Origin of the sequence: Brevundimonas nasdae (genome assembly GCF_016654005.1) — a bacterium.
Lineage (GTDB): Bacteria > Pseudomonadota > Alphaproteobacteria > Caulobacterales > Caulobacteraceae > Brevundimonas > Brevundimonas nasdae.
In genome coordinates, this window is sequence record NZ_JAEPWN010000006.1 from 40,985 (window position 1) to 65,329 (window position 24,345).

The 24,345-nt window shown below is 64.2% G+C and carries 18 protein-coding genes and 1 pseudogene; 12 read left to right on the forward strand and 7 right to left on the reverse strand.

Annotated features, from left to right (window positions below):
• The first annotated feature begins 176 nt into the window (after window positions 1-176).
• From JKF87_RS10300 to JKF87_RS10320, 5 genes are all read left to right on the forward strand, one after another.
• Window positions 177-749: a hypothetical protein gene (locus JKF87_RS10300; RefSeq protein WP_201099809.1), complete on the forward strand. Its 573-nt coding sequence runs from the start codon at window positions 177-179 to the stop codon at window positions 747-749.
• Window positions 746-2,128, forward strand: a complete 1,383-nt coding sequence (locus JKF87_RS10305) for a 7-cyano-7-deazaguanine synthase (protein ID WP_201099810.1) — start codon at window positions 746-748, stop codon at window positions 2,126-2,128. The genes JKF87_RS10300 and JKF87_RS10305 overlap by 4 nt, the downstream gene beginning before the upstream one ends.
• The gene (locus tag JKF87_RS10310) at window positions 2,128-3,306 is read left to right on the forward strand and encodes a helix-turn-helix domain-containing protein (RefSeq protein WP_201099811.1); all 1,179 of its coding nucleotides are present in this window, start codon (window positions 2,128-2,130) and stop codon (window positions 3,304-3,306) included. The genes JKF87_RS10305 and JKF87_RS10310 overlap by 1 nt, the downstream gene beginning before the upstream one ends.
• Window positions 3,281-3,919: a hypothetical protein gene (locus JKF87_RS10315; protein ID WP_201099812.1), complete on the forward strand. Its 639-nt coding sequence runs from the start codon at window positions 3,281-3,283 to the stop codon at window positions 3,917-3,919. The genes JKF87_RS10310 and JKF87_RS10315 overlap by 26 nt, the downstream gene beginning before the upstream one ends.
• Window positions 3,920-4,145: 226 nt before the next feature.
• Complete coding sequence (locus tag JKF87_RS10320; RefSeq protein ID WP_201099813.1) at window positions 4,146-7,664, forward strand: nSTAND3 domain-containing NTPase; 3,519 nt, start codon at window positions 4,146-4,148, stop codon at window positions 7,662-7,664.
• A gap of 279 nt (window positions 7,665-7,943) precedes the next feature.
• Here JKF87_RS10320 and JKF87_RS10325 read toward each other — a convergent pair whose 3' ends face one another.
• Window positions 7,944-8,159, reverse strand: a complete 216-nt coding sequence (locus JKF87_RS10325) for a hypothetical protein (RefSeq protein WP_201099814.1) — start codon at window positions 8,157-8,159, stop codon at window positions 7,944-7,946.
• A 131-nt stretch (window positions 8,160-8,290) separates the two neighbouring features.
• Between JKF87_RS10325 and JKF87_RS10330 the strand changes: the two genes are divergently transcribed.
• Window positions 8,291-8,758 (forward strand): hypothetical protein, encoded by a 468-nt coding sequence (locus JKF87_RS10330; protein WP_201099815.1) that lies wholly within the window; start codon window positions 8,291-8,293, stop codon window positions 8,756-8,758.
• A gap of 220 nt (window positions 8,759-8,978) precedes the next feature.
• Window positions 8,979-9,269, forward strand: a pseudogene (locus tag JKF87_RS10335) (recombinase family protein); the annotation flags it as partial.
• On the opposite strand, the gene JKF87_RS10340 reads toward JKF87_RS10335, so the two are convergent.
• Window positions 9,248-9,553 carry a hypothetical protein gene (locus tag JKF87_RS10340; protein WP_201099817.1) on the reverse strand — a complete coding sequence of 102 codons (306 nt, stop codon included), beginning with the start codon at window positions 9,551-9,553 and terminating at the stop codon, window positions 9,248-9,250. The pseudogene JKF87_RS10335 and the gene JKF87_RS10340 sit on opposite strands and share 22 nt — an antisense overlap.
• A 936-nt stretch (window positions 9,554-10,489) precedes the next feature.
• Complete coding sequence (locus JKF87_RS10345; RefSeq protein WP_201099818.1) at window positions 10,490-10,741, reverse strand: hypothetical protein; 252 nt, start codon at window positions 10,739-10,741, stop codon at window positions 10,490-10,492.
• Window positions 10,742-11,047: 306 nt separating this feature from the next.
• Between JKF87_RS10345 and JKF87_RS10350 the strand changes: the two genes are divergently transcribed.
• The 3 genes from JKF87_RS10350 to JKF87_RS10360 are packed head-to-tail and all read left to right on the forward strand — an operon-like array spanning window position 11,048 to window position 15,482.
• A complete protein-coding gene (locus JKF87_RS10350; protein ID WP_201099819.1) occupies window positions 11,048-11,773 on the forward strand; it encodes a response regulator transcription factor in 726 nt (241 codons plus the stop codon).
• On the forward strand, window positions 11,770-13,158 hold the full coding sequence (locus JKF87_RS10355; protein ID WP_201099820.1) for a FecR domain-containing protein: 1,389 nt from the start codon (window positions 11,770-11,772) through the stop codon (window positions 13,156-13,158). The genes JKF87_RS10350 and JKF87_RS10355 overlap by 4 nt, the downstream gene beginning before the upstream one ends.
• Before the next feature lie 38 nt (window positions 13,159-13,196).
• The gene (locus tag JKF87_RS10360; protein WP_201099821.1) at window positions 13,197-15,482 is read left to right on the forward strand and encodes a CHASE2 domain-containing protein; all 2,286 of its coding nucleotides are present in this window, start codon (window positions 13,197-13,199) and stop codon (window positions 15,480-15,482) included.
• On the opposite strand, the gene JKF87_RS10365 is transcribed toward JKF87_RS10360, so the two are convergent.
• The 4 genes from JKF87_RS10365 to JKF87_RS10380 form a co-directional block, all read right to left on the reverse strand.
• Entirely contained in the window at window positions 15,479-16,051 is a 573-nt protein-coding gene (locus JKF87_RS10365; protein ID WP_201099822.1) for a hypothetical protein, read from the reverse strand. The genes JKF87_RS10360 and JKF87_RS10365 overlap by 4 nt on opposite strands.
• A 115-nt stretch (window positions 16,052-16,166) precedes the next feature.
• Window positions 16,167-17,306, reverse strand: coding sequence for an N-acetylglucosamine-6-phosphate deacetylase (gene nagA, locus JKF87_RS10370; protein WP_201099823.1), 1,140 nt, complete (start codon window positions 17,304-17,306; stop codon window positions 16,167-16,169).
• Window positions 17,306-18,337 (reverse strand): SIS domain-containing protein, encoded by a 1,032-nt coding sequence (locus JKF87_RS10375; RefSeq protein WP_236261291.1) that lies wholly within the window; start codon window positions 18,335-18,337, stop codon window positions 17,306-17,308. Before JKF87_RS10375 ends, nagA begins: the two co-directional genes overlap by 1 nt.
• The gene (locus JKF87_RS10380; protein WP_201099824.1) at window positions 18,337-19,077 is read right to left on the reverse strand and encodes a GntR family transcriptional regulator; all 741 of its coding nucleotides are present in this window, start codon (window positions 19,075-19,077) and stop codon (window positions 18,337-18,339) included. The genes JKF87_RS10375 and JKF87_RS10380 overlap by 1 nt, the downstream gene beginning before the upstream one ends.
• Before the next feature lie 260 nt (window positions 19,078-19,337).
• On the opposite strand from JKF87_RS10380, the gene JKF87_RS10385 reads away from it, so the two are divergent.
• Window positions 19,338-22,079 (forward strand): TonB-dependent receptor, encoded by a 2,742-nt coding sequence (locus JKF87_RS10385; protein WP_201099825.1) that lies wholly within the window; start codon window positions 19,338-19,340, stop codon window positions 22,077-22,079.
• 129 nt (window positions 22,080-22,208) lie between these two features.
• Complete coding sequence (locus JKF87_RS10390; protein WP_201099826.1) at window positions 22,209-24,344, forward strand: family 20 glycosylhydrolase; 2,136 nt, start codon at window positions 22,209-22,211, stop codon at window positions 24,342-24,344.
• Window position 24,345: the final 1 nt, after the last annotated feature.

Here is a 24,345-nt window from a genome sequence, read left to right on the forward strand (position 1 = left end):
TGGCCTCTTTAGCGTATATTCGATGAATACGCTATATTCGGTGATCACCAAATATGCCGTTTTCGTCGAATATGACGCACGGCAGAGCGTCACAGAGTTGATGTCAGAAATCGTCGATATATATGTTGACAATGTCAGGTCTCTAAAGCACGCTTCCTAACGTAGGAGGTGTGACAATGAGCGACGGTCCTCATCGTAGCCTGCCCTTGAGGCGGGGTTGGAAGAAGGTCTGCGAGATTGCGGATGGGCGTGTCCATGCACTCGAGGAAGTGGTCGAGAAAATTCCGGCTGCGTTTGCGGCGGACGCGAAAGGGGAGATCGGCGAAGGTCTGCTCAAAAGTCTCCGGCGAATCCTCACGTCTGAGCAGCCCACGTTGATTGACGATTCTCCGCAGCAAGTTGCGGCGCTCCGGTCACAAGCCGCTTCCGTTATGGAAATCGACTTGGTCAACGCAGTTGGCGAAGCCCTGCGGGAGGGCAAGCGCGGAGCGGAAGCCTTCCAGAGCGGGGCCGAGGCCGTTTTCGAGGAACGCGGGGAAGCGGTGACCCGGTCTCTTGTGGAGCACTATCTGCGGCGGTCGCCCCAGGAGAGGGCCGCTCATGTGGAGCAGCGCATCACCGAAGCGCTGAACCAGGCGCGTGACCGAGTGCGTGTAGTTGCGACGGGCCTTGTGACCGGGGTCATGAAGCGGGCCTTGCCGAAGACCGTGGACCGTTCCGGTCTTGAGGATGGGCCGGCACTCGCATGACGGGCTTCGCTTCCTACCGCGCCGGTGATGAGCCGCTCTTGGTCGATGTGCTTGAAGCAGACACGCCGCTTCGCCTTGGCGCGAAGCAGGCCGTTCTGGGCAAAAACCTGCGTCTGGATACGCGCGACCTCACTTCGTTTTTCTTCGCGCGCTTTGACCGACGCCTCTTCGACTTGCTGGTTGTCGCAGCTGCGGTCGAGTTCTGCGACCGTATCAAGCGGCGCCCGGCTTGGGGGTGGTCGCGTTCATTCGATGTGCGGGTCGCGGTCCACGAGCCCGACGTCTGGTTCGCGCCGAAGACCAAGGCGCTGCTGGAGGAAACGCTATCGTTCCTTACTGGCGATGTCTGGCGGTTCCGGTTTGAAGCTCGGCGGCAAGACGAGCCCGCTCCCGTTGCGGTTTCATTGCCCCTACCGCCGTATCGCGCGCTCATCATGCCTTACAGCGAAGGTCTGGATTCCCTCGCTGTCCACGCGCTCACCGCCCATGCGACCAACAGCGAGTTGGTGCGTGTTCGACTGGGGGCGGGAGGGGTCGATAAAGCGGCGCTGGATAAGGACCGAAAGCCGTTCGCGCGCGTCCCCTATAAGATCTCTGTACCCAGCAGCCCTGAGTCGTCTGCGCGGTCACGTGGATTCAAGTTCGCGGTCGTGACTGCAATCGCGGCCGCGATGTCCGAGGTTCAGCGGATCATAGTCACAGAAAGCGGGCAAGGAGCCTTGGGACCGGTGCTGGTCCGATCTGGCCATGCCTACCCGGACTATCGCGTGCACCCAGCATTCAGCCGCAAAATGGAGAGCCTGTTCCTGGCGCTGACCGGACATGAAGTCCGCTACGAGTATCCGCGTCTCTGGCACACCAAGGGAGAAACCTTGGCGGCGGCGAAGGCGCTACCGACCCCACCGGACTTCGTGACTAAAACAAGAAGTTGCTGGCAGAGCTCACAGCACGCGTCTGTGGACGGAGTGCGTCGCCAATGCGGAATCTGCGCGGCTTGCATCTTACGCCGGCTGAGCATGTTCACCGCAGAGATCGATGAACCCGCCGAGCGGTATGTGTGGGAAAATCTGACGGTCGCCGATTTCGACACTGGCGCTGCAAACGCATTCCAAGGACATACGCCCGCTCTTCGAGAGTATGGAATCGCGGGCGTGCTGCACATGGATCATCTGGCCTCACTGGCATCGCCCTCGGCGCAAACCCGAGCGTTCCATCGGGTCATCCGTCTGACGGCCGATGCCCTCGGCGAGGAAGGGGGCGCGGTCCTCGCCCAAACCCAAGACCTGCTGAACCGCCATGCCCATGAGTGGCGCCGGTTCGTGGCCGCGCAGGGCGACCAATCATTCCTCGCGCGCTATGCCGCCAGCTTGGCCGCGTGATGAAGGTGCCTTTCGTCCTCGACCCCATCGCCTTGGGTGAACGCCTGCGTCTGGCGCGAGATGCAGCCAAGGTCACCCAAGCCCAAGCGGCTGAAGCTATTTCTGCGGCCCGAACGACCTTAGTGGCCATCGAACAGGGCGGTCGTCGTCCGCGTCTGGATGAGCTGCAGACCCTTGCTGGTCTCTACGGCACTACGGTGAACGCGATGCTGCGTCGCGAGTCCGCCAAGGTGGACCTGCGCCCCCGATTCCGGCGACACCAAGATGGCGGTTCGACGGTAGAAGCAGCTTCAGCCTTGCTCACGGATATGGTTCAGGCTGAGGTCGAACTAGAGGATCTGCTCGGCGTCTCCCGTAGCCGATCCGAGCCGCCGGAGCGCCCAATCCTGCCTGGCAATGTGCTTGCCCAAGCCGAAGAAGATGCATTCGAACTTCGCCAGTGGCTCGGCATAGGGGATGCACCGGTTCATGACGTCATCTCCATTCTCGAACTGCAACTCGGAGCACGCGTTTTTGTGCGTCGGCTTGAGGCCAAGATTTCTGGCCTCTACGCCTATGATGCGAGTGTTGGCCCATGCATCCTGCTGAATGCTCTCCATCCGAGGGAGCGGCGGGCCCAGACCGCCGCCCACGAACTGGGCCACTACATCTCGACCCGCCGCGCGCCAGACAGCCTTTACGAAGGATCGCCGGAGCAGACGCGCGAGGAACGCTACGCCAATGCGTTCGCAAGGGCGTTCCTGACGCCTGCGCGAACAGTGAAGTCGATGTTCCGGGATGCGACGGCCGGGGCATCGAATCTGACTCGGCGCCATGTGATCGTGCTCGCTCACGCCTTCGGCGTATCTCGGGAGGCGCTGGTGCGTCGTCTTGAAGAATTGGACCTAGTGCCGAATGGGACTTGGGACTGGTTCGACCGAACCGGCGGCATCACGAACGATCAAGCTCGTCAGGTTTTGGGCGAGAACCCCGGGTTCGATCCGCGAGGCCGGGATGCGGAGCGGTCCGTATCTCTGAGGCTGCAAATCCTTGCAGCGGAGGCTTGGAAGCGCGACCTGCTTTCCGAAGGCCAGGTCGCCAGTTTGCTCAAGATCGACCGCGTCCAGGCCAGGGAATTGATCGACGCCTACGAAGCGGACGAGGAGGCGGCCGATGGCCTTCCCCGAATCCGGCGCTGAAGGCACGGTACAGGTAGCGGACGCGAGTGTTCTGATAAACCTCGCGGCCACGGGTCGCTGTGCGGAGATTCTGGCCGCCTTAGGCGCGCCTATCGTAATCGTTGACGTGGTGCTTCAGGAACTTCAGCGCGGCAGCGCCAATGGCCACGGCGTTCTAGAACACATCGAACCGCTGATCCGAGCTGGTCAAATCCGGGTCGCGGCCTTGGAGGCCGCGGATGAAGACCCTTACCTCAGCCTCGTTGGCGGCGGCACGGCTGACACATTGGACGATGGCGAAGCCGCAACGTTGGTCGTGGCGGCGCGCCTGAACGGCATCGCTTTGATTGATGAACGCAAAGCGACCGCGATCGCCGCCAAACGTTTCCCTGGCCTTGATCTGCGCTCGACCACGGACCTGTTGTTCGCCACCTTACCCGACGAGGGAGCCCGCGTAGGCCCCCTGGCGGACGCCTTGTTCTCTGCGCTTCGTGGGGCGCGGATGCGGGTGCCGCCCCATTGGCAAGTCAGAGTCGTTGAGGTGTTGGGTCCGCAGCGTGCCCGTCTCTGCAATAGCCTCCCAGCACATTTGCGACATCCATTGGATAGAGAGGCTGACGCCTTGCCCAATTAGGCCTCGGCCAGTTTCGGGACGCGACACGAGCTTATCGCCGCGATCCGCAACTCATTTGGAACCGTCGCTTCTTCCTCAAAGCCCAACGTTGTGATCCCATGATGCTGGAAGTCGGGAGAGTGAATTTGGAGAAGTTGATCACGGCTGAGTCGACTCGAGCGCCATTGCCAGGCCACGGAGGATCAGGAAGCGCGGCTGGCCGAAGACCGATGTCCTCCCCGCGTCTATGCGTAAATTGCTTCCAGCTAAGTCCGCAGGCCGTGTTGCTGTCGTCTCTGGCTTTGAAGATGTCATCCTCGAAGGAGAAATTCGAAGACTTCTCACCGAGAGCTTCCGGGTGCCGAACAGTCGCTGGAAGGCATGCCGAGCGGCGTTGCGAAAAGAGGCGCGCCGCCGGGTTCTGGGTGCAGGCGGGGGCATTTGGAAAGCAGACGAGCTTGAGGTCGTTATCAGGCGCTTCGATGGCTATATCGCGAGTTCGCCGGAGTTGGACGCCTTCGTGCATCCTACAAACTGGGAAGCGCTTAAGGGCGTCCTGCGCGATCGGCACGGCGTCCTGATCCTGGGACAGTCAGGTACCGGAAAGACTCTTGCCACGCGGAAACTTTATGATGAGTTCCGCGAGGAGGACCCAGGCCTCAGCCGCGTGGCGATACGGCTAGGACCACATGAAATCCGCGATGATAAGACAGAACTTCCCGTCCTGTTCGACGTCGAGGATCCTTGGGGGCGGTTCGACTTCGATCCTCAAAGCCGTCCTTGGACCGATCAACTGGCAGGTCTGTTGGCGCGCGCAACGACCGGACGGCGGATCGTTGTTACCTCCCGGCTGGATGTCGCCGAGAGCGCACGGATTCCGGAAGAACTGCGTCCGTGGATCGTACCGCTCGAAGCCGAACACTATGGCCCGGATCAACGTCGTCGCCTCTACGAAAGCCGCATCGACGCTCTGCCTCGAGTGCTGCAGCTCCAAATCAAGCACGCCATGTCTGATGTTCTCGACGAGCTCGCGACGCCGCTGGAAATCCAGAAGTTCTTTGACGCCGTGCCGACTCGCGATGCGAAGCTGCGCGGGACGCCCGGCCTCGTGCGCGAGGCGATCAGCGTTGCGCACCAGAATTCGATCGAAGCGACTGTCGTTCACCAGATCGAAGAACGGAAGGATCTCGCCGCGGCCGCCGTGATCTGGGCTCTGATCAAGGCGTTCGGGCGCCTCTCAGGCACACTGCTGCGAGACCTCGAGTCAGATCTCGCGGACGCAGATGATACGATGTCGCGTGGGGTCTCCCCGCTTGCCGGGTTTTTCGTTGCGGCTCGGAATCTGCGCCGGTCGCCTGAAGGCGATTTGTCCTACTATCATCCTCGGGTTGAAGCCGGCATCCAGAAGGCCTTAATTTCCGAATCGCTGACCGCCCGGCGGACACTTCGGAAACTGGTCCACATCCTCGCGTCCCCCAATCTGTTCGATCCAGCGTGGGGCGCTGCGGCCGCCGCACGCGTCGCGGCGGCTGCGGCGAGCATCGCCGATCTCAAGATTAAGCCCGCGCCGCCGGCGCAAACGGTCATTGACGCGTGGCTCGAAGCGCGGCTGATCGAAGCTGGGTCAATGTTCGAAGAGCACCTCAAACTCGCTGCACTGGCGGGGTCCCCCGCCAGTGCACCTTGCGAAGCGGCGCGGTTTCTCCAGCACAAGCGCGGCAAGTCGCTGTGGGATCTGGTCGGATGGGCGGATCCCCAACATCCTCCGGAGTGGTACGATCGCCTTTCCGCTGATCCTTCGGCCCGGAGCGTCGTGGAAACATTCGTCCGTGAAATCCTCCCGTTGCACAACGACCGCTACGGCCCGGGTTTCGCTAATGCAGTAGCGCGGCTGCTGCCGACCACGGCGCCTGCGACCTTCCGCGACGCGGCTTTGCGAATGGTCGGTTTCGGCGTGGATCGATCCGCAGGAACTGTCGCGCATGGGGCGGTGAAAGATCTGCCCGGCTTCGCCGCCGTCGTTGAGGCTTCGGTCGCTGTCGAGAAGAGCCTTCACCGGGAGCGCGACCGATCCCTCCATCTCGCGCGTGTCAATGAGGTCTACGGTGTCGATTGGTGGGAACATGTCGGTGATGAAGAGGACGGCTACACCGCCGGCGTGTTCCTCGGGGCCTATGTGGATGCGGCTCGCAAAGCCGGACAATGGCGAACGGTCAGCACACATTCCGAAAGGGGGCATCTGGTCTGGCATTGGATAAAGGGGGTGTTCGGCGATGCCGAGGAAGGTCGGGCCGATCCTAATGAAGTGAGCGCTGTGATCGCGGCTGCTGCGAGCAGTCGCCATGCGGCCCAAGCGCTCGACATCCTCATTCGAGCGTGGGACCCGTCTCATTGTCCTTACCTTGTGGGGCTGATCGGCGATCCAGCGACTGAAGAGGATAGCGTGACGAGCGCCCTGACTGCGCTGGCCGTCCACGACCCATCGACGCTGCAGTCTCTCTTCGAAAATCTCGTTGCAAACGGCGGCGCCGAGCGTCTCGTTCGGCTCTCCATCAGTCTGGGCTCCATGGTCAAGACGGCCCGCCATTTTCGCAAAGTCGACACCGCGGCGGCCCAGAACAGCCTGGCGGCCATGCCGGCGCCCTTCGGAGAGTTCGGACGGGCGGCGGCGGCCCTTTTGAAGAATCAGGCTCCGAGCGTGAGCGCCGCAGCCCTGTCCCTTCTGACGGCCATACCTGATCCAAGTCTTCCTGTTCGTCGTCTTCTGATCGGTCTCGACAAGCACACAGGCTTGTCGATCGACGCGGACATCGAAGCAGTCCTCCTGGACGAACAGGAGGATGAGCCTGACGTCGCAGTGGAAGCCATTGAAGCCGCCATACGTCGGGGGTTTCAGGGCGGACTGGCTCTCGGCCTGGTTCATCGGTTCGCGCATGTTCAGGCGAAGGCGCTCACGGCGATCGTTGAGCCTCTATTGGCGCCGCTTCCTCCGGACATCCTGGCGTTCGCCAGTTCAAGTTTGCCGCCTACTCTCGACGCACTGGTCGATCTGCTCGCCGCCAAACCGCACTCCGATCATCGTGAGGCGCTCCTGCATCTGACGGACAACACCTGGTCGAAAGGGCACGCTCGCTACTACGACGAAGACGATGTCTTCCCGATAGCCCGTAAGGCGGTGGCCGCCATCGCTAGCCTCGGGCCGCTGGATGATGCCGCCGCAGAGAGGATTTATAAACTCGGCATAGAGACAAGCGATTTAGGCCTTCGTGGCTCAAGCTTCGATCTGTTGGTCTCGAATGGCGGCCTCGCGGCTCAAACACGCCTTTTCCATCTGGCGGCTGATCCGGGGCGCAGGTCCGTGCGTGTTATGGCCGCGAATGCACTCTTGTTCGCGCCTACACCCCTCGATCCCGCCGTCCCTAAGATGGTTACCCCGAAGCTTTTGGCGGGGCGGATCGCGCCTATCGCCGTCCGTTTTGCCCTCCTTCTTGGCGACGCCGGTCCGATCAACGCCGTGGCGGAGGCTTGCCGCCTGCTGGCCACAAATCCGAAGCGTCAGGCGCTTCTGGTCGCAATGATTTGGGCGGCGCGGGATCGCGACCCGGTGAAGGTGGCCATGATGGCTAGCTATCTCCCTCCGAACCACCCGGCGGCGGTCTGGGCACTCGATCAAGACGCAGATACTCTTGCAGATGACGCGCTCGATGATCTTGGCGATGTGGAGTTTGCCGAGGAGCTCAGAACCATCGCCAATGCGGCAATCTGACTAGGACGCAGACCTGCCAATGTTGACTAACAGACGCATGGAGTAGGACCCAATGTCCTGTTCCTTTTAGAAAGCCAACGGTCGCTTGTGGCGCGTTCCGGACATCAGCTAGCCAAGGCGATGGTAGCGATATAGTTCTCCGTTCCGTCCAGGGCGGCGCGCCATCTCTTTCAAGCACTTACGGGCCGGATGGCGCAGAGCGTAATGCTCGGGTCATCACATGGTCACCACCGTGGCGCAGATCACATGGCCTGTTCATTTCTGTTCATTCGCCCGGCTTTAGCGCCGTGAGGCAAGGGATCGGATCAGATCCGGCGATCGCCCGACGACCATAGAGCTTTGGCCCCAGGTGGCTTCGTTCAGGTCGCGGATCGGCTTGGCTTCCTCCAGAGTGAAGCCCTGCTCCCATTGATCCCGCTTCCCAGGGCCGACGGCCACGTCAGGCGCGATCGGCAGCCACACCGTCCGCTTCGGGTCGATTGCGGTCAAAGGCATCGGTGCTGAAAGCTCACCGTGGTCACCAGTCCGAAGAGCGGACGCTTCAAAGTTCGGCCAGGGGTGGAACGTATACACTAGCAGGGGCATGATCTGGTCAGAACTGACGGCGGACCTGGGCAACAACTACCATGACGACAGATAGACGGCGGCGGGCTGCTGTAGTCGGCGGCATCGCGCTGGTCATGATCGCTGGTGCGATCCTTTGGCGGCTTGCGCCAGATAGGGCTTATCCCTCTGGCCTCTTCTACTCGCTCATAATCCCTGTCAGCACATTCGTTGTAGGCCTCATGCTGCTTGTGAAATCTGGGTTCATCGACCTTCTCAACACTACGAGAGTGGAAAGAAGAGCCGCTACGGAGCGTCAAAAGGTTGAACTTGCTAGGTTGGTGCGGCCGTCGATTGCTTTGGTGATGATGCTATTTTTGACGAGCGCGTCGGTCTGGGCAGCGCCGATGGCAGATGGCCGATTTGGCTGGGGCGGCACAGCGGTCGCCACGTATCTATATTACGCAGGCCTAGCCATGCTCCCGCTCGTCTCGCTTTTGGGAACGCTACTTCGGTTTAAAGAAATCGATATTCTAACCCAGCAAATCTGACGTTGTGGCTGTCTGCAATGGGTGGTTATTGATCGCTGAGCCGAGCGCCTGGCTTGCTCCGAGCCCTTTGTCAGCCTCGCCGACATATTTCGTGAGGGCGTTTTGAAGAACGGTCATCGCCTGCCCGGTGGTCAACGCGGCCTTCGCGGCGCGATCTTCCAAAGTGGCTGAACCGGTCAGGAAGGATTCGAAAAACTAACTCCACCAACAGGGCCTCGACACTTCGACGCCATCAGGGCGGATGATGTTCCAGATGTTGGGCGTCTTCGCCGAGTTCGAGCGGGCCATGATCCGTGAACGCATCATGGCTGGGCTTCGTCGGACGACCAAGAAGAGCGGTCGCAAACCCATACCTTCCGACCGTGTGGAGGCGATCAGGAAATCGTTGGCGGACGGTCTGGGCATCCGCGCCACCGCCCGGCTGCATCGCGCCTCGCCCATGACGGTGACCGCCATCAAACGCTCGATGGAAACGGTCGTGGAAGACCGTCAGGAGAGCGTGGCGGTGTGAGGCAACCACAACTGGGCGAGCGACTGCGCATCGTCGGTCGGGAACTCAAAGCGGACCAGAACCGACCCGTCTGGCTGTCCTTCGTGCATGGCGGAGACCAATGGAACGGAGCGGTCTGTAACCACGGCCTTCACCCCCTCTGCGACGACTTGCTGGGCCAGCGGCGTCAACGTCAGCTTGGCCACGTCATAGCCCGCACTGGCCAACACCTCCCGCAGCCTCATCTCTTCCGCATCGACCTCGGTCGCCGCAATCACATGCGTCAGCGGCCATGTCGTTTGCATATTCAACCCTCCCAGACCCCGACAAAAGCGGTCGTTAGCCGCTATCGCCTATCACAGCGTTGACCTGAATCGTCTCGATGACGATGGCTGGACGCTCCAGATCAGGAGTGCGGCATGGACAACAAAGTTAGCCACCAGAGGAATCGTGTCGGGTGCGCCACTTCGGTTTGAAACCGAGAACTCCGCCAGCGGCGGCCTAAAATCCCACCATCGCTAGGCGCCAGGGCCGCAGATCAATCGGCCATGGCTTGTCACCTCATCGGCGCAGGCTTTCAGCGTCGGCGACCGCATTGATTGTGAGCCTGAGTAGAATCCGCGCTTGCGTGCCTGAAGATCGCGCGCCAGCGGGGCGCCGAACGTGCCAGCGACGGGTTGGAAAACGGATGCTCATGCTCAGTCTTCGGATTGTAAAAAGAGGTGAATTCCGCGCGCAGGAACTTGCTTCGGGGTGTGCCGTGAACGACGACTGAATCGTCGCTCGGTTTCGGCCTTCACGACACGACGGTCCGCCGCACCCCCCCAACGGCGAAGCGGGCCGTCATCTATGTTCGGAGGGGCGAGCGTGAAGGATCCAGAGAGAGGGCCCCCGCTGTGGGCTCCCGCACCGAAGCCGGTCAGGTCGTGGTCCGCCCGATTGGCGCTGGCCGTCCTCATCGTCTGCAATTTCGTGACATGGGGCCTGATCGCCGTGGTGATCTATCTGTTGGTTCACGCCGTCGCCTCATAGCGGAGAGAACGCGTTATCAACGGTCCCATGTTGGGTGGTGCAGATTGCTCTCTGGCCTGTTTCGAGCTCTCGCCTGGAGGCCCGCGTCGTGATCGCAAAAAAGGCGGAACAATCTTGGAAGGCCGCGCGCGAGCGGGATTTCCTGACGAACGTGCGGCGTCATTCTCTTTCGATAATTCAGCCCTACAGTTTCGGAGCTGTGGCCGAGGTCACGACGCGTTGATTTGTTTTGCGGTTTGGGCTGGCGCCGAGGCGGCCGTATCGCTCTTCTTCGCGCCCGATCTCTGCGCGGGGGCGGGCGGCACGGTGATGCCCTGGTCCTTGAGAATTTCCCGGACGATATGGCCGGCGCCGAGGATGGGCAGGGGCTGGCCGAAAGCTTCACGCCACAGGGCGTCGAGCGCCGCATCGTCGGGACTGAGCGGCCGGGGGGCGGGGTTGTCGTTCAACGGGTTGGTCATCGCACTGCTCGCCTCATCGGCTGCGATTCAACCTGTGAAAAACACAGGCGAGCCCGGTCCGCCATTGGCGATCAGGCGACCCTCAGCCGTTATGGCTACGCTATCAGGCTCTGCCGCCCGGGTTTGTAAACGATTGTGCGCGCAGGAGATTCGCGGCTCTTTTCGATCTCCCAGTCTCAGTCCGGCGTATAAGGGCCGCGCCGAGGGGCTGTTTGAGGTTACAACTCTTTACCGCTCGCAGCGACGCTTCCTGCCCTGTGCGACGTCGGCGGGTTAAAAGGGCGGAAATCAAGGGGTGGAGACTCGATGAAGATCGCCGTGCTCGACGACGATCCGGTGCAGTTGGCGGCCATTACGGCTGTAGCGGAGGACGCGGGCTATCGTGCGACGGGGTTCTCACGTTCCGGCGCCCTGCTGTCGGCGTTGCGCCGCGACACCTTCGATCTGTTGGTGCTGGACTGGAACCTGCCGGATCGATCAGGCCTGGAGGTGATCGGCTGGGTGCGCCTGAACGTCGACCCGCCGCCGCCGATGCTGTTGGTCACCAGTCGGACCGAGGATGCGGATATTGTCGCGGGCCTGGAGGCGGGCGCCGACGACTATCTGGCCAAGCCGATATCGCCCCCGGTGCTCGCCGCCCGCATCGCGGCCCTGCTGCGGCGCGCCTATCCGGGACGGGTCGGCGGCGGGATCGAGACCCATGCGGGCCTGAGCTTTGATCCGTCCATGTCCGCGGTGGTCGTGCGCGGTAAAGCCGTGACGCTGACGGCGCGTGAGTTCTCTCTGGCGCTGGTGTTGTTCCGCAATCTCCACCGGGCCCTGTCGCGCAGCTATCTGAGCGAATCCGCCTGGGGCAGCGATCCCGACCTGAACAGCCGATCGCTGGACATGCATGTGTCGCGGGTGCGCGCCAAACTGGGTTTGCGGCCGCAGAACGGCTTTCGTCTGACGCCGGTCTATAGTTATGGCTATCGGCTGGAGCGTGTGGCTGGAGCCGAGCGCACGACGCCGTTGAAGGACGACGAAACATGAGGCGCGGGGGCCTGGGATATCGGGGGGCGAGGGCGATCATCGCCACCAGCCTGACGGCGATGATTTATACGGGTTCGGCATCGGCCCAGACGGGCCGGGCGACGCCGACCGACACGTCGCCGACGCGGCCGACCGTCGATTATGTGATGAAGCCGGGCGACACCCTGTCGGACCTGGCCCGCGCCTATCTGCTGCGCGTATCTGATTATCAACAGGTCCAGCGGCTGAACCGGGTGCGCAATGACCGACGCATGGCGGTGGGCCAGGTGGTGCGGTTTCCTGTCGATCTGCTGCGGACCGAACCGGCCCAGGCGCGGATCACTGGTTTTCGCGGAGCGGTGACGATCCTGCAGGGCGGCCAGAGCGCGACGCCGACCGTGGGTCAGATCGTAAGCGAGGATGCGGTCATCGCCACCGGCGCCAACGCCTTTGTGCGCCTGGGCCTGCCGGATGGCGGCCATGTGACCCTGCCCTCGCAGAGCCGGGTGCGCGTCGGGCGCTTGCGGACCATTCTGCTGAACGGCGCCCTGGATCAGGAAATGCGTGTCGAGACCGGGCGGGCTGAGGCCAGCGCCGCCCCGGTGCGGGCGCCCGGCGGCTTCGCCATCCGTACGCCGGTCTCGGTGTCGGCGGTGCGCGGCACCCAGTTCCGCGTCTCCTATGATGATGAGGCCGACCGCGCCGCCACCGAGGTGATCGAGGGTCTGGTCGGGGTGTCGACCCCGGGCGCGCCGGGTGCAGACGCCATATTGGACGCGGCGGCGCGCCAGGGCGTGGTTTCAGCCAAGGGCTCGGCCCATCTGACCGATCTGGCCCCTGCGCCTGAGTTGCTGCAGCCCGACAGGATCCAGAGCGCGGCCGCCGTGGCTCTTACGCTGAGACCGCAGGGCGACATCGCCTATTATCGCGCCCGACTGGCCAATGACGCCGGGATGATCGACGCCTTTGCAGAGGCGCGCAGCAAAACGGCGGACGACGCCGTTGTGTTCGACCAATTGGATGACGGCGCCTATTTCGTGCGACTGACGGCGGTGACGACCGAAGGCGTCGAAGGCCTGGCCTCCAACTACAGTCTGCTGCGCGCCCGCAACGGGCTCAGCAATCTGGCGGCCTCGGTGTTCGGCAGAGGGCGGGAGCGACGGTATCTGTTCCGCTGGGAGGCGCAAGGCGCGGGCGATGTGCATTTCCGCTTCCAGATCCGTCCGGTCTCCACTGATCCAGACGTGCAGCCGGTGATCGACGAGGCAAGGCTGGACGCTGCTGAGATCACCCTGACGGGATTGAAGCCCGGTGATTACGAGTGGCGCGTCCGGGCGACGCGGCAGGCGTTCGGCCGCATTCTTGAAACCTGGTCCGAGCCGCAGACGCTCCATATCGGTCGCTGACGGCCTTGGCCGAGAAGAGCGCCCGACTATCGACGTCCATGCGGCGCCTGCCTTCAGGCGGCTCCGCCGGGCGGGGTTTTGTCGGGCGGGCGTTGATCGAATGGGCGCTGGTCGGAGCCTTGACCTCGGCCCTGGTGGTCTGGCTGTCGCTGGCGGCGGCCACGGCCCGGCCCGACAACATGATCTATGACGCCTGGATGCGGATGCGCGCCGGGCCGACCAGCGAACAGATCGTCATCGTCGCCATCGACAACCGCAGTCTGGAGGCGCTGGGCCGCTGGCCCTGGCCCCGCCAGGTCCATGCCGATCTGATCGACCGGCTGGCGCAGGCGCAGGCCAGCGCGGTCGGCTATGACGTCCTGTTTGTCGAAGCCTCAGACCAGGGCGACGCCGACCTGGCCCGAGCGATCAGTGCGGCGGGCAATGTCTATCTGCCGATGCTGGTTGATCCCGTCGGCGAGAACGGCGCGCCGTGGCAGGCGACCGAGCCCATCCCGGAACTGCGTGACGCCGCCGCCGGCCTGGGGCACGTCAATCTGGTGGTGGATGATGACGGCGTGGTGCGCCGGATGCCGCTTTATCTGTCGGCCGGTCAGCCGTCGTGGCCGCATCTGGCCGCACAACTGGCGCGGACTGTGAACCCCGACATAGGGGGCGACGTCCCGCCCCGGAGCCAGTCGTCGGACCTGTTGACTGGAAAGGGCGCGGTGCTGGTCAACTATCGCGGCCCGCCTGGCCAGTTCCGCACCGCGTCCTTTGTCGATCTGCTGCGCGGCGAGACGCCTGCCGCCTTCCTGACCGGCAAACTGGTTCTGGTGGGCATGACCGCAGACGGTCAGGGCGACCGCTACGCCACCCCGACGACGGGCGAGGGCCAGTTGACGCCCGGCGTCGAAATCCAGGCCAGTCTGGTCGACACCCTGTTGCGACATGACGCCATAACGCCCACGGCGCCGCTCTGGGGCGCCCTGTTGTCGCTGATCCCGCTGTGGCTTTTGATGGGGGCGCTGCTTCTGCTGCGGCCGCTGTGGAGCCTGATTGCGGGCGCGGGCCTTGCGCTCATGGTCCTGGCGATCAGCGCGGCGGCTTTCTGGTTCGGCGTCTGGTTCCCGCCGCTTGCGGCGATGACGGGACTGGCCTTGGCCTATCCCTTGTGGAGCTGGCGGAGGCTGGCGGCGGCGTCCGCCTATATGCAGATCGAGGTGGAGGCCTTTGCGCGTTCCGGCCCGGCGCCCCGTGTCGTCAATGCCCTGGCGGGCGGGGATGTCGTGGCGCGGCAGGTGGAGACGTTGCGGACGGCGGTGTCGGACCTGCGCGATCTGGAGCGGTTCATCTCCGACGTCCTCCACAGCCTGCCGGATGCGACCCTGGTGGTCGGCGAGGCGGGCGCGGTGGTGATGGCCAATGCGCAGGCGCAAGCCCTGTTCGGCCGTGACGATCTGGTCGGCGCGCCCCTGACGATATTGTTGAAAGCGATCGGCGGACTGGGTTCAGAGGGTCTTGGCGCCGAAGAGAGCGCCGAGCCTGTTGAAATCGCCACCCCCGCGGGCCGCCGGGTCTTCGTCAGCGCCGCGCCGCTGGTTGATGCGAACGGCGTGGCCCAGGGGCGGATCGTGCGGCTGGCCGACATGACCGAATTCCGCCTGGCCGAACGCCAGCGCGAACAGGCGCTGCAGCTTCTCAGCCATGACATGCGCGCGCCGCAGGTCTCGATCCTGACCCTGTTGAGCGGCCCCCACGACCGCGGCGATCCGGCGTTCGAACGCCGGATCGCCGACAATGCGCGCCTGACCCTGACCCTGGCCGAGGGCTATGTGCAGTTGGCGCGCGCCGAGTCTCAGGTGCTGGGCGACGCCGTGTTCGACCTGTCCCAGGCCCTGCTGGACGCCGCCGACACCCTGTGGCCCCAGGCGTCGCAGAAGGGGGTTCGAATTGAGGCTGACGCTGATGCCAATGGCCTTGAGCCTCTGGTGCGCGGCGATCAGGGCCTGATCACCCGCGTGCTGATGAACCTGATCGACAACGCCATCAAATTCAGCCCCGCCGACAGCGTGGTGGAGTGCGCCGTGACGGCGGGTGAGCGCGCCGGGGCCCCAGTCTGGGTCTGCACGGTTCGCGACCATGGCGAAGGCATGAGCGCAGATACTCAGGCCCGCCTGTTCGAACCCTTCTCCAAGGGTGAGACGGATCGGCCCGGCGCCGGTCTGGGGCTGGCCTTCGCCCGGGCGGTCGTCGAACGGCACGGCGGCGACATTGGCTGTGAAAGCGCGCCGGGCGCGGGCGCGCTCTTCACCCTTCGCCTGCCGCAGAGCGTCGAGACCTAAAGCGCCGGGCTGGACGCCGTTGATGCGGCCGGCGTCTGCAGCGCCGCCGCCGCCAGCGTGGCGATGGTCGCCGCTTCGTCACCTGCGTCTGGATGGCCGGGCATGGCGGTCAGGGTCGCGGTGACGCGGGCCGTCTCCACCCCGGTCTTCGGCGCGATCAGGGACAGGGTCAAAGTCCGCACCTGTTTTTCATGACGCCACCAGCGACGAGGAGCAGGCGACCGCAGCCACACCGTATCCGCCGTTGAGGCCTCCGCCCCGGCGTGGGCGCCGGTCGTCGCCGGGCGGATGGCGTACAGGGCGTCCAGCCGCCAGTCCGCGCTGGTCTCCGCCGCCTCGCGCCAGCCCGCTGTCGATAAGGCGCTGCGCAGACTGTTCGCCACCGCCGCCTCCATCGGATGCTCCGATGAGGACAGGCTGTAGGTCGAGGTCGAGCCCAGATCGATTACGCCAAGCGGCCGTTCGACGACCAGCTTCGGCTGCGACGCGCAGGCGCCCAGCACCAGCCCGCCCGCCATCACAGCCGCCAGCCCGGAAGATTTGGAGAACAGTCCCGCCCGATAAGTCATGCCCGCGACCCTAGGCCGAAACTGAGCCGTATTGAACCGCCCAACCTGTGTTTCAAATCATTGTTGATGGTTCAACTGTGTGGCGTCTTAAGCCGAAAACTTGCCTTGCGGCATGTCAGGCCGTGACGATGACGCCGCTGATCCAGGTCTGCGCCACCGAGAAGTCGTCGTTCAGCAGAACCAGATCCGCCAGATAGCCCGGCGCAATGGCGCCGCGCTGGTTGGCCATGCCCAGGAAGGCGGCGGGAGAGGCGGAGGCCATGTCGACGGCCGCAGCCAGGTCGAGATCCAGCCGTTCGACGGCGTTCCTGACGGCGGCGGCCATGTCCAGGTCCGAGCCTGCCAACACGCCGGCGTCGTCGCGGCAGACGCCGTCCTTCACCGTGATGCGGCGGCCATGCAGGAAGAAATGGTCGGCGTCGGCGCCGACGCTGGGCATGGCGTCGGTGACCAGCATGAAGCGGTCATGCGGGCGGCAACGCAGGGCGATCTTCAGGGTGGCCGGATCGACGTGGAAGCCGTCGACGATGATCCCTGCCCAGGCGGTCTGGTTCTCCAGCACCGCGCCGACAACGCCGGGCGCGCGGTTCTGAAGCTGCGACATGGCGTTGAACAGATGGGTCACGCCCGTTGCGCCTGCTTTAAAGGCGGTGCGCGCCGTCGCATAATCAGCGTCTGTATGGCCGATGGCGACAAGGGCGCCTTTCGCCGCCAGGCGGCTGATCCGGTCCGGCGTCGTGGTCTCTGGCGCCAGGGTGATCAGGGTGCGCCCGCCCTCCAGGCGTGTCAGGCGCTCGATGAACTCGTCCTCAAGCACGCGGAACTTTGAGGCGTCGTGGATGCCTTTGCGCCGTTCGTTCAGGAAGGGGCCTTCAATATGGATGCCCAGAACGCCTTGAACCCCGGCGGCGATGGCGGCTTCCACCGCGTCGATGGCGCGGTCAATGACTTCAAGATCGTCGCTGATCAGGGTCGGCAGGAAGCCCGTCGTGCCGAAACGACGGTGCGCCGCGCCGATGGCCGCGACGCCCTCGACGCTGGTGTCGTCGTTGAACAGTACGCCGCCCCCGCCATTGACCTGGGTGTCGATGAAGCCGGGCGTCAGGATGCGGCCCTGCAGGTCGACCGTGTCGCCCGCCGGGGTTTCGTCGGCCGGGCCCACGGCGATGATCCTGTCATTCTCGATGACGACGGCCAGACCGTCCTGAAGACCGACCGGCGTCAGCACGCGGCCGTTGATCAGCTTCTGCTTCATCAGACGGTCTCGGTCACCTTGTTGAGGTAGGGGGGCTGGTCGGGGTCATAGCCGCGCGCGACCGACAGGCGGGCCGCCAGGCCGTAGAAGCTCTGGATCAGCAGGATCGGCTCCAGCAGCGGATGGCCCGCCGTGGTCGGCAGGCTGATCACGCGCGGATCGCCGGGATGGCCCGACAGCATGACCTTGGCGCCGCGTGCGGCGAAGGCGCTGGCCAGGTCCTCGGCGTCTTCGCGGGTGACGTCGGACTGGGCCAGCATCAGCACCGGAAAGTCGGTCTTGACCAGAGCCATCGGGCCGTGGCGAACCTCGGCGGTCGAGAAGGCTTCGGCGTGCAGGCCGCAGGTCTCCTTCAGCTTCAGGGCCGCCTCGCGCGCTGCGCCAAAGCCGCCGCCGCGTCCGACGACATACAGATTGTTGGCTGCCTTCAGCGTGGGCAGGGCGGCGGTCCAGTCCTGACGCCAGGCGGCCTCAAGCTGGGCGGGCAGGGCGGCGAGGCCCGCGCGCAGGTCGTCGTCCTGGGTCCATTCGGCGACCAGATGGGCGATGGCGGTCAGGCTGGCGATGAAGCTCTTGGTCGCGGCGACCGAAACCTCGGGACCGGCGCGCAGCGGGATGGTCAGGTCGGCGACGTCCGACAGGGGCGAGCCCTCGACATTGACCAGGGCGATCACAAAGGCGCCGCCCGCCTTGGCGGCGGTGGCGGCTGCGACCAGATCGGGGCTTTTGCCGGATTGCGAGATGGCCAGGCAGACGCCGCCTTCGATGCGGGGCGTGCGGCCATAGACCGAGCTGACGGCCAAGGGCGCGGGGCTGGTCAGGACGCCGGTTTCACCCTCGATCAGATAACGGGCGAAGACCCCCGCATTGTCGGAGCTGCCGCGACCGCAGATCAGGGCGGCGGTCGGCGGATTGCGACGCAGATGTTCAGCGGCGCGGGCCACGATGTCGGCGTTGGCGGCCAGTTGCGCGGCCACCAGAGCGGGCGCTTCGGCCGCCTCGATGAACATTCGGGTGTCTTGGGCGTGCATCAACCGGGTCCGTCATTCAGTTCTGCGACGAAGTCGTAGGCGTCGCCGCGATAATAGGATTGGGTCACCTCGACCGCCTGACCGTTGTGGAAGGCGCGGCGCTCGATCAACAAACCCGCCGCGCCCGCCGTGGTGCCCAGAAGCTCGGCCTGTTCAGCGTTGAACAGCACGGCGCGCAGCCGCTGCAGGGCGCGGTTAGGGCGAAAACCGGCGTCGGCCAGGGCCAGATAGAGGGAGGTCGTCACCGCCTCGATGCCCGACAGGCAGGAGGCGGGAATGGTCGAATACTCCAGCGCCATCGGCAGGCCGTCCGCATAGCGGATACGGCTGAAGCGATAGACGGGCGTGCCGGGGCTGAGGCCCAGGGTCAGGGATTCTTCCGGCGTCACGGCGCCTTCGCTGCGATTCAGCCAGGAACTGGTGGCCTTGCGTCCGCGTGCGGCCATGTCCTCGGAGAAGGAGGTCAGCTTGGAGAAGCTTTTCTCGACCCGTGCGGCGACAAAGGTGCCTGCGCCCTGGCGTCGGGTCAGCAGGCCTTCTGCAACCAGGCCGTCGAAAGCCTTGCGGATGGTGATGCGCGACACCGACAGTTCCTGCGCCAGGTCGCGTTCGGGCGGCAGGGCCTCATCCGGCTTGAGCGTGTTGCGCTCGATCGCTTCGCGCACGGCGTGCTGAAGCTGTTGATACAGCGGCGCCGGACGCTGTGCGTCCAGCGGCCCAATCGCTTCGACAAACGACATGACGCCGATTCCCAATTGCCCGCCCCCGGGTTCGTGTTGGGATCATCTGAGCCCATCTCATGCGACCAATCAAGTACCAATATAAAGAAAGAATAGGCCCAATTCACATTTTGGTCTTGCGTGGTGTGATGGATTGATGAAAGTCTCACGATGCAACGGTCGCTTTTCAACGATTAGCGGTTCGGGGAAGGGCCGTATTGGTCTTGCATTGGGCTTTTCTGGACCTGCGGGGGCAGGTTCGTTCTGGGGAGAACAGGCGTATGCGTATTCATCATGCAATTCTGGCCAGCTCAGTCAGCGCATTGTCGCTGCTGGCCGGTCAGGCGTTCGCACAGCAGGCGGGAGAACCATCGACGGTCGACGAAGTGGTCGTCACCGGCATCCGCGCCTCGCTGCGGCAATCCATCGACACCAAGCGTAACGCCAACGCCATCGTTGACGTCGTCACCGCGGAAGATGTGGGCAAGTTCCCCAGCTCCAACGTGGCTGAAGCCATCACCATCATTCCGGGCGTCACCGTCGACCGCGCCTTTGGTCAGGGTGAAAAGGTCTCGATTCTGGGCACCGATCCGGCCCTGAACCGCACCCTGTTGAACGGCCAGACGGTCGCCTCGGCGGACTGGTTCCTGCTGGATCAGCCGGGCCGGACCTTCAACTACGCCCTGCTGGCGCCGCAGATCGTCGGCAAGGTCGAGGTGTTCAAGTCGCCGGAAGCCCGCATCGACGAAGGCTCCATCGGCGGCACCGTCAATGTCTCGACCCGTCGTCCGCTGGATCTGGGCGAACACACCCTGTCGGGCGCGGTGACCTATCTCTACAATGACCGCTCCAAGGAAGGCGATCCGCAGCTGTCGGCCCTGGCCGGCTGGCGCAACGCCGACGCCACCTTCGGCGTCCTGGTCTCGGCCCAGCGCGCGGTGGACCAACTGCGCCGCGACGGTCTGGAATCCTTCGGCACCATTCCGGCCAACTATTACAATGGCGGCAACGCAGAGAACCCTGGCGCCGACGCCATCGCCAACGGCAACTGTACGGGGGCCTGCGCCACCACCCTGCTGGCCAACCCGAATGCGCGGGGCCTGAACTCGTTCGGAACCTCGTATTTCGAGCAGTCGCGGGAGCGCAACAGCTACACGGTCGCCGCCCAGTGGCGTCCGAACGCGCAACTGGACTTGAACTTCGACTGGCTGCGCGTCGACGCCACCTATGACAATACGGCTCAGGCCATGTTCGCCTTCCAGGGCAACACCTGGAACAGCCTGGGCGGCCTGACCGCCATCCAGGTCGATGACGGGGTCATCACTAAGGCCTCATTCAAGAATGCGCTCAGCGTCTGGGACGTTCAGTATCGTGAAGCGGCTCTGACCACCGACAGCTACCATCTGAACGGCAAGTGGAACGCGGGCGCCTGGGATATCGCTGGCGACGTTGGCTACACCAAGGCTGAAGGCGGCACTCAGCGTCAGCTGTTCGGCGAGTTCCTGAACTGGGCCGATTACACGGTCGACTTCACCGGCGCGCCGGGCAAGCCGGGCGTCCTGACCTACGCCAACGGCAACGTCCTGAACAATGCCGGGGCCTTCTCGTTCGACGGCGGATGGGGTGCTGGCGACCCGTCCGTCGGTCCGGACGGCTACAACGCCGGGTGGGGCGGCAATATCGTCTCCAAGCCGACGACGGACGAAGAGACCTACGCCCAGTTCGACGCGGGCTATAACCGCGACGGTTTCATCAACCGCATCCAGTTCGGCTATAAGTACCGCACGCACGAAACCGACCAGAAGATGTCGGGTGTGACGGTCCAAGTTTACGGCAATCCATCCACCGCCGCACCGTTCAATCCCACGGTCGCGCCCGGCAACTATCTGCGCGGCTTTGATGGCGTCAACGACCAGATGAAGGGCCGCCTGCGCATGGATGGCCGGGTTCTGGCCGACTATATCGAGGCGGGCGGCTACCTGCGTCCCTGGCAGCCCAAGCCGGTTCCGACCGTTTTCGGCAACGCCGAATTCACCGCGCAGAACTGGAACATTCAGGAGACGATCAACGCCGTTTACGGTCAGGTCAACTTCGAGAATGAGCGGGTTCGCGGCAACGTCGGCCTGCGTTACGTCCGCACGGAATCCGAAAGCGGCGGCTTCACCTGCGTCAATCAGGTCGGCGGCGCCTGCGGCACGACGGAGGCGGACTGGGCATGGAACGTCAAGAGCAAGTCGTATGACGACATCCTGCCCAGCCTGAACGTCGCCATCAACGCGTCCGAGGATGTGATTGTCCGCATCGCGGCGGCCAAGGTCATCTCGCGGCCGAACTATGCCGACATGTCCAACTATTTCTGGCTCTCGGATCAGATCCTGACGGGCGGCGGCGGCAACCCGGACCTGGATCCCTACAAGTCCACCAACCTGAACCTGGCGGCGGAATGGTATTTCGCACCGAACGCCATCCTGTCGGGTGAGGTCTTCTACAAGAAGATCGACAACTACATCCTGCAGTCCACCTCGCCGGAGCAGCACTTCAACCAGGCGCGCAACGCCGTCACCACCTATCAGATCAGCCGTCCGAACAACGCAGGTTCGGCCGACCTCAAGGGCGCGACCTTCGCCTATCAGCAGACCTATGCCTACGGCCTCGGCCTGCTGGCCAACTACACCTATGTCGACGGCAGTGCGGACAATGGCCAGGATCTGCCGTTCAACTCCAAGCACCAGGTGAACATCAGTCCGTTCTATGAGTCGGGTCCGTTCTCTGCGCGGGTCACCTATACGTGGCGGTCCAAGTATTTCACCGGCATCGACCGCGGCGACAACCTGTATGTCCGCGCCTACACCGGTCTGGACGCCACGGCGGGCTATGCCTTCAACGAGCGCGTCAGCCTGACCGTGTCCGGCCAGAACCTGCTGGACAGCGAATACTACTCGTACGCCAACAAGGAAAACCTGCCGCGCGGCATCTACCGCACGGGCCGCAAGCTGCTGGCGACCGTCAGCGTCTCGTTCTAAAGCCGAGCTTCCCGGATGGCGCCAGATCGCGTCGTCCGGGTCGCCGCGCTTGTCGAAAAGGCCTTCTCCTGAGGCCAGACTGGCGCGGGGCGGCGACGTCCCGCGCGCTTTTTTGATGCGAGACCGCGTATGATCCAGACCGCTCTATCGGCGACGAGGTTCGCCCCCTTCCTGGCTCCGCTGGCTGCGGCCGTGCTGGCCCTGTCGTTCAATCCTGCCATGGCGGCCGAGGCGTCTGTCGGGTCGATCATCCCCCGGCCTGCGTCGGAAACGGCCCGACCCTCCAGTTTCACGCTCAACGCCTCCACCGTCATCGTCACGCCGCGCGGCGACGCGGAGGCGGCCCGGGCGGCGGCCTATTTCGCCGATCTGATCCAGCGCACGCGCGGCCTGAGGCTGACGGTCCGTGAAGGGGCGGCGCCTGCTCGCGGCGCCATCGTCCTGCGCCGCGCCCACACGACAGGCGCCGACGCCTACAGCCTGAACGTCTCAGATCGCGGCGTCGAGATTTCGGCCAATGACTTCGGCGGCCTGCTGTATGGCGCGGTCAGTCTGTGGCAGTTGGCGACCGCCGAGGAAGGCCAGGGATCCGCGGTCATCCCCGCCATTTCGATCCAGGATGCGCCGCGGTTCACCTGGCGCGGCATGATGCTGGATTCCGCCCGTCACTATCAGTCGCCCGAGTTCATCAAGGGCTTCATCGACTGGATGGCGGTGCACAAGTTCAACGTCTTCCACTGGCACCTGACCGACGATCAGGCCTGGCGTCTGGAGATCAAACGCTATCCGCGCCTGACCGAAATCGGCGGCTGGCGCGTGCCGGCGGGGGCTGCGGCCCAGTCCGATATTGATCCGGCGACGGGGCGCCCGCGCCTGTATGGCGGCGTTTACAGCCAGGAGACGGTGCGCGAGATCGTGGCCTACGCCGCCGCCCGCAACATCGTCGTCATGCCCGAGGTCGATGTGCCGGGTCACGCCAGCGCCGCCATCGCCGCCTATCCCGAACTGGGCGTCACCGATGCGCCGGGCTCGGCGGTTCCGGCCGTGCCTGCCGACTGGGGCGTCTATCCGACCCTGTTCAACGCCGAGGAATCCACGCTGGTCTTCCTCGAAAACGTGCTGGACGAAGTGCTTGACCTGTTCCCCAGCGAATATGTCCATCTGGGCGGCGATGAGGCGGTCAAGGATCAGTGGAAGGCCTCACCCCGCACGCAGGCGCGGATGCGCGAACTGGGCATCGCCGATGAGGAGAAGCTGCAAAGCTGGATGATCGCCCGGCTGGAGAAGCACCTGAACGACCATGGCCGCCGCATGATCGGCTGGGACGAGATACTTGAGGGCGGCATCAATCCGAACGCCAGCGTCATGTCCTGGCGCGGCGTTGAAGGCGCCATCGAAGCGGCGCGAATGGGCCATGATACGGTGCTGTCGCCTGCGCCGGTGCTGTATTTCGACAACCGCCAGAGCGCCAATGACGGGTCGCCGGGACGTGGATTCGTGGTGTCGCTGGAGGACGTCTATCGGTTTGATCCGGCCCCGGATGAACTGACGCCGGATCAGGTCAAACACGTGCTGGGCGTTCAGGCCAATCTGTTCACCGAACATATGCGCACCCAGGACCGGGTCGAATACATGGCCTTCCCCCGCGCCGCCGCCATCGCCGAAGTGGCCTGGACCGGCCATGACCGGATGGATTGGGACGACTTCCGCCAGCGCCTGAACCCGCAGCTTGCCCGCTATCGGGCCCTGGGCGTCAAATATGCGACCAGCGGCCTTGAGCCGACGCCGCCGCCGCCCGCCGATGGACTGCAGCGCCGCTCCTATCAGTTGAAGCTGTGCACCGAGGGGCTGGCCCTGTCGCTGATCGACGACTGGCCGTTGGACGGCGACCGTCCGGTCTTCCTGGTCGATATCATGAACCCCTGCTGGACCTATCAGGCGGCGGATCTGAGCGGCGGAAAGGCCATCGAGGTCGCCGTGGGCCAGGTTCCGTTCAACTTCCAGATCGGCGCGGACAAGGAGAAGATCAGATTCTCTTCCCCCCGCACGCCGGAAGGCGAGCTTGAGGTCCGCATCGACGGCTGTGACGGCGAACCGGCCCTGATTCTGCCGCTGAAGGGCGCCGCCGCCAATCCCGGCGTCACGGTCCTTACCGGTCAGCTGCCCGACATCGCCGGGCGTCATGACGTCTGTCTGCGGTTCGCGGTTTCCGGCCCTGATCCGATCTGGGCGGTTGATTGGGTGCGTATCGGAGGCGTGGAGTGAG

What these genes read in the sequence shown, in the direction of transcription:
- JKF87_RS10300 (WP_201099809.1), top strand. Translation starts at nt 177, where the DNA reads ATGAGCGACGGTCCTCATCGTAGCCTGCCCTTGAGGCGGGGTTGGAAG.
- JKF87_RS10305 (WP_201099810.1), top strand. Translation starts at nt 746, where the DNA reads ATGACGGGCTTCGCTTCCTACCGCGCCGGTGATGAGCCGCTCTTGGTC.
- JKF87_RS10310 (WP_201099811.1), top strand. Translation starts at nt 2,128, where the DNA reads ATGAAGGTGCCTTTCGTCCTCGACCCCATCGCCTTGGGTGAACGCCTG.
- JKF87_RS10315 (WP_201099812.1), top strand. Translation starts at nt 3,281, where the DNA reads ATGGCCTTCCCCGAATCCGGCGCTGAAGGCACGGTACAGGTAGCGGAC.
- JKF87_RS10320 (WP_201099813.1), top strand. Translation starts at nt 4,146, where the DNA reads ATGCGTAAATTGCTTCCAGCTAAGTCCGCAGGCCGTGTTGCTGTCGTC.
- JKF87_RS10325 (WP_201099814.1), bottom strand. Translation starts at nt 8,159, where the DNA reads ATGCCTTTGACCGCAATCGACCCGAAGCGGACGGTGTGGCTGCCGATC.
- JKF87_RS10330 (WP_201099815.1), top strand. Translation starts at nt 8,291, where the DNA reads ATGACGACAGATAGACGGCGGCGGGCTGCTGTAGTCGGCGGCATCGCG.
- JKF87_RS10340 (WP_201099817.1), bottom strand. Translation starts at nt 9,553, where the DNA reads ATGCAAACGACATGGCCGCTGACGCATGTGATTGCGGCGACCGAGGTC.
- JKF87_RS10345 (WP_201099818.1), bottom strand. Translation starts at nt 10,741, where the DNA reads ATGACCAACCCGTTGAACGACAACCCCGCCCCCCGGCCGCTCAGTCCC.
- JKF87_RS10350 (WP_201099819.1), top strand. Translation starts at nt 11,048, where the DNA reads ATGAAGATCGCCGTGCTCGACGACGATCCGGTGCAGTTGGCGGCCATT.
- JKF87_RS10355 (WP_201099820.1), top strand. Translation starts at nt 11,770, where the DNA reads ATGAGGCGCGGGGGCCTGGGATATCGGGGGGCGAGGGCGATCATCGCC.
- JKF87_RS10360 (WP_201099821.1), top strand. Translation starts at nt 13,197, where the DNA reads ATGCGGCGCCTGCCTTCAGGCGGCTCCGCCGGGCGGGGTTTTGTCGGG.
- JKF87_RS10365 (WP_201099822.1), bottom strand. Translation starts at nt 16,051, where the DNA reads ATGACTTATCGGGCGGGACTGTTCTCCAAATCTTCCGGGCTGGCGGCT.
- nagA (WP_201099823.1), bottom strand. Translation starts at nt 17,306, where the DNA reads ATGAAGCAGAAGCTGATCAACGGCCGCGTGCTGACGCCGGTCGGTCTT.
- JKF87_RS10375 (WP_236261291.1), bottom strand. Translation starts at nt 18,337, where the DNA reads ATGCACGCCCAAGACACCCGAATGTTCATCGAGGCGGCCGAAGCGCCC.
- JKF87_RS10380 (WP_201099824.1), bottom strand. Translation starts at nt 19,077, where the DNA reads ATGTCGTTTGTCGAAGCGATTGGGCCGCTGGACGCACAGCGTCCGGCG.
- JKF87_RS10385 (WP_201099825.1), top strand. Translation starts at nt 19,338, where the DNA reads ATGCGTATTCATCATGCAATTCTGGCCAGCTCAGTCAGCGCATTGTCG.
- JKF87_RS10390 (WP_201099826.1), top strand. Translation starts at nt 22,209, where the DNA reads ATGATCCAGACCGCTCTATCGGCGACGAGGTTCGCCCCCTTCCTGGCT.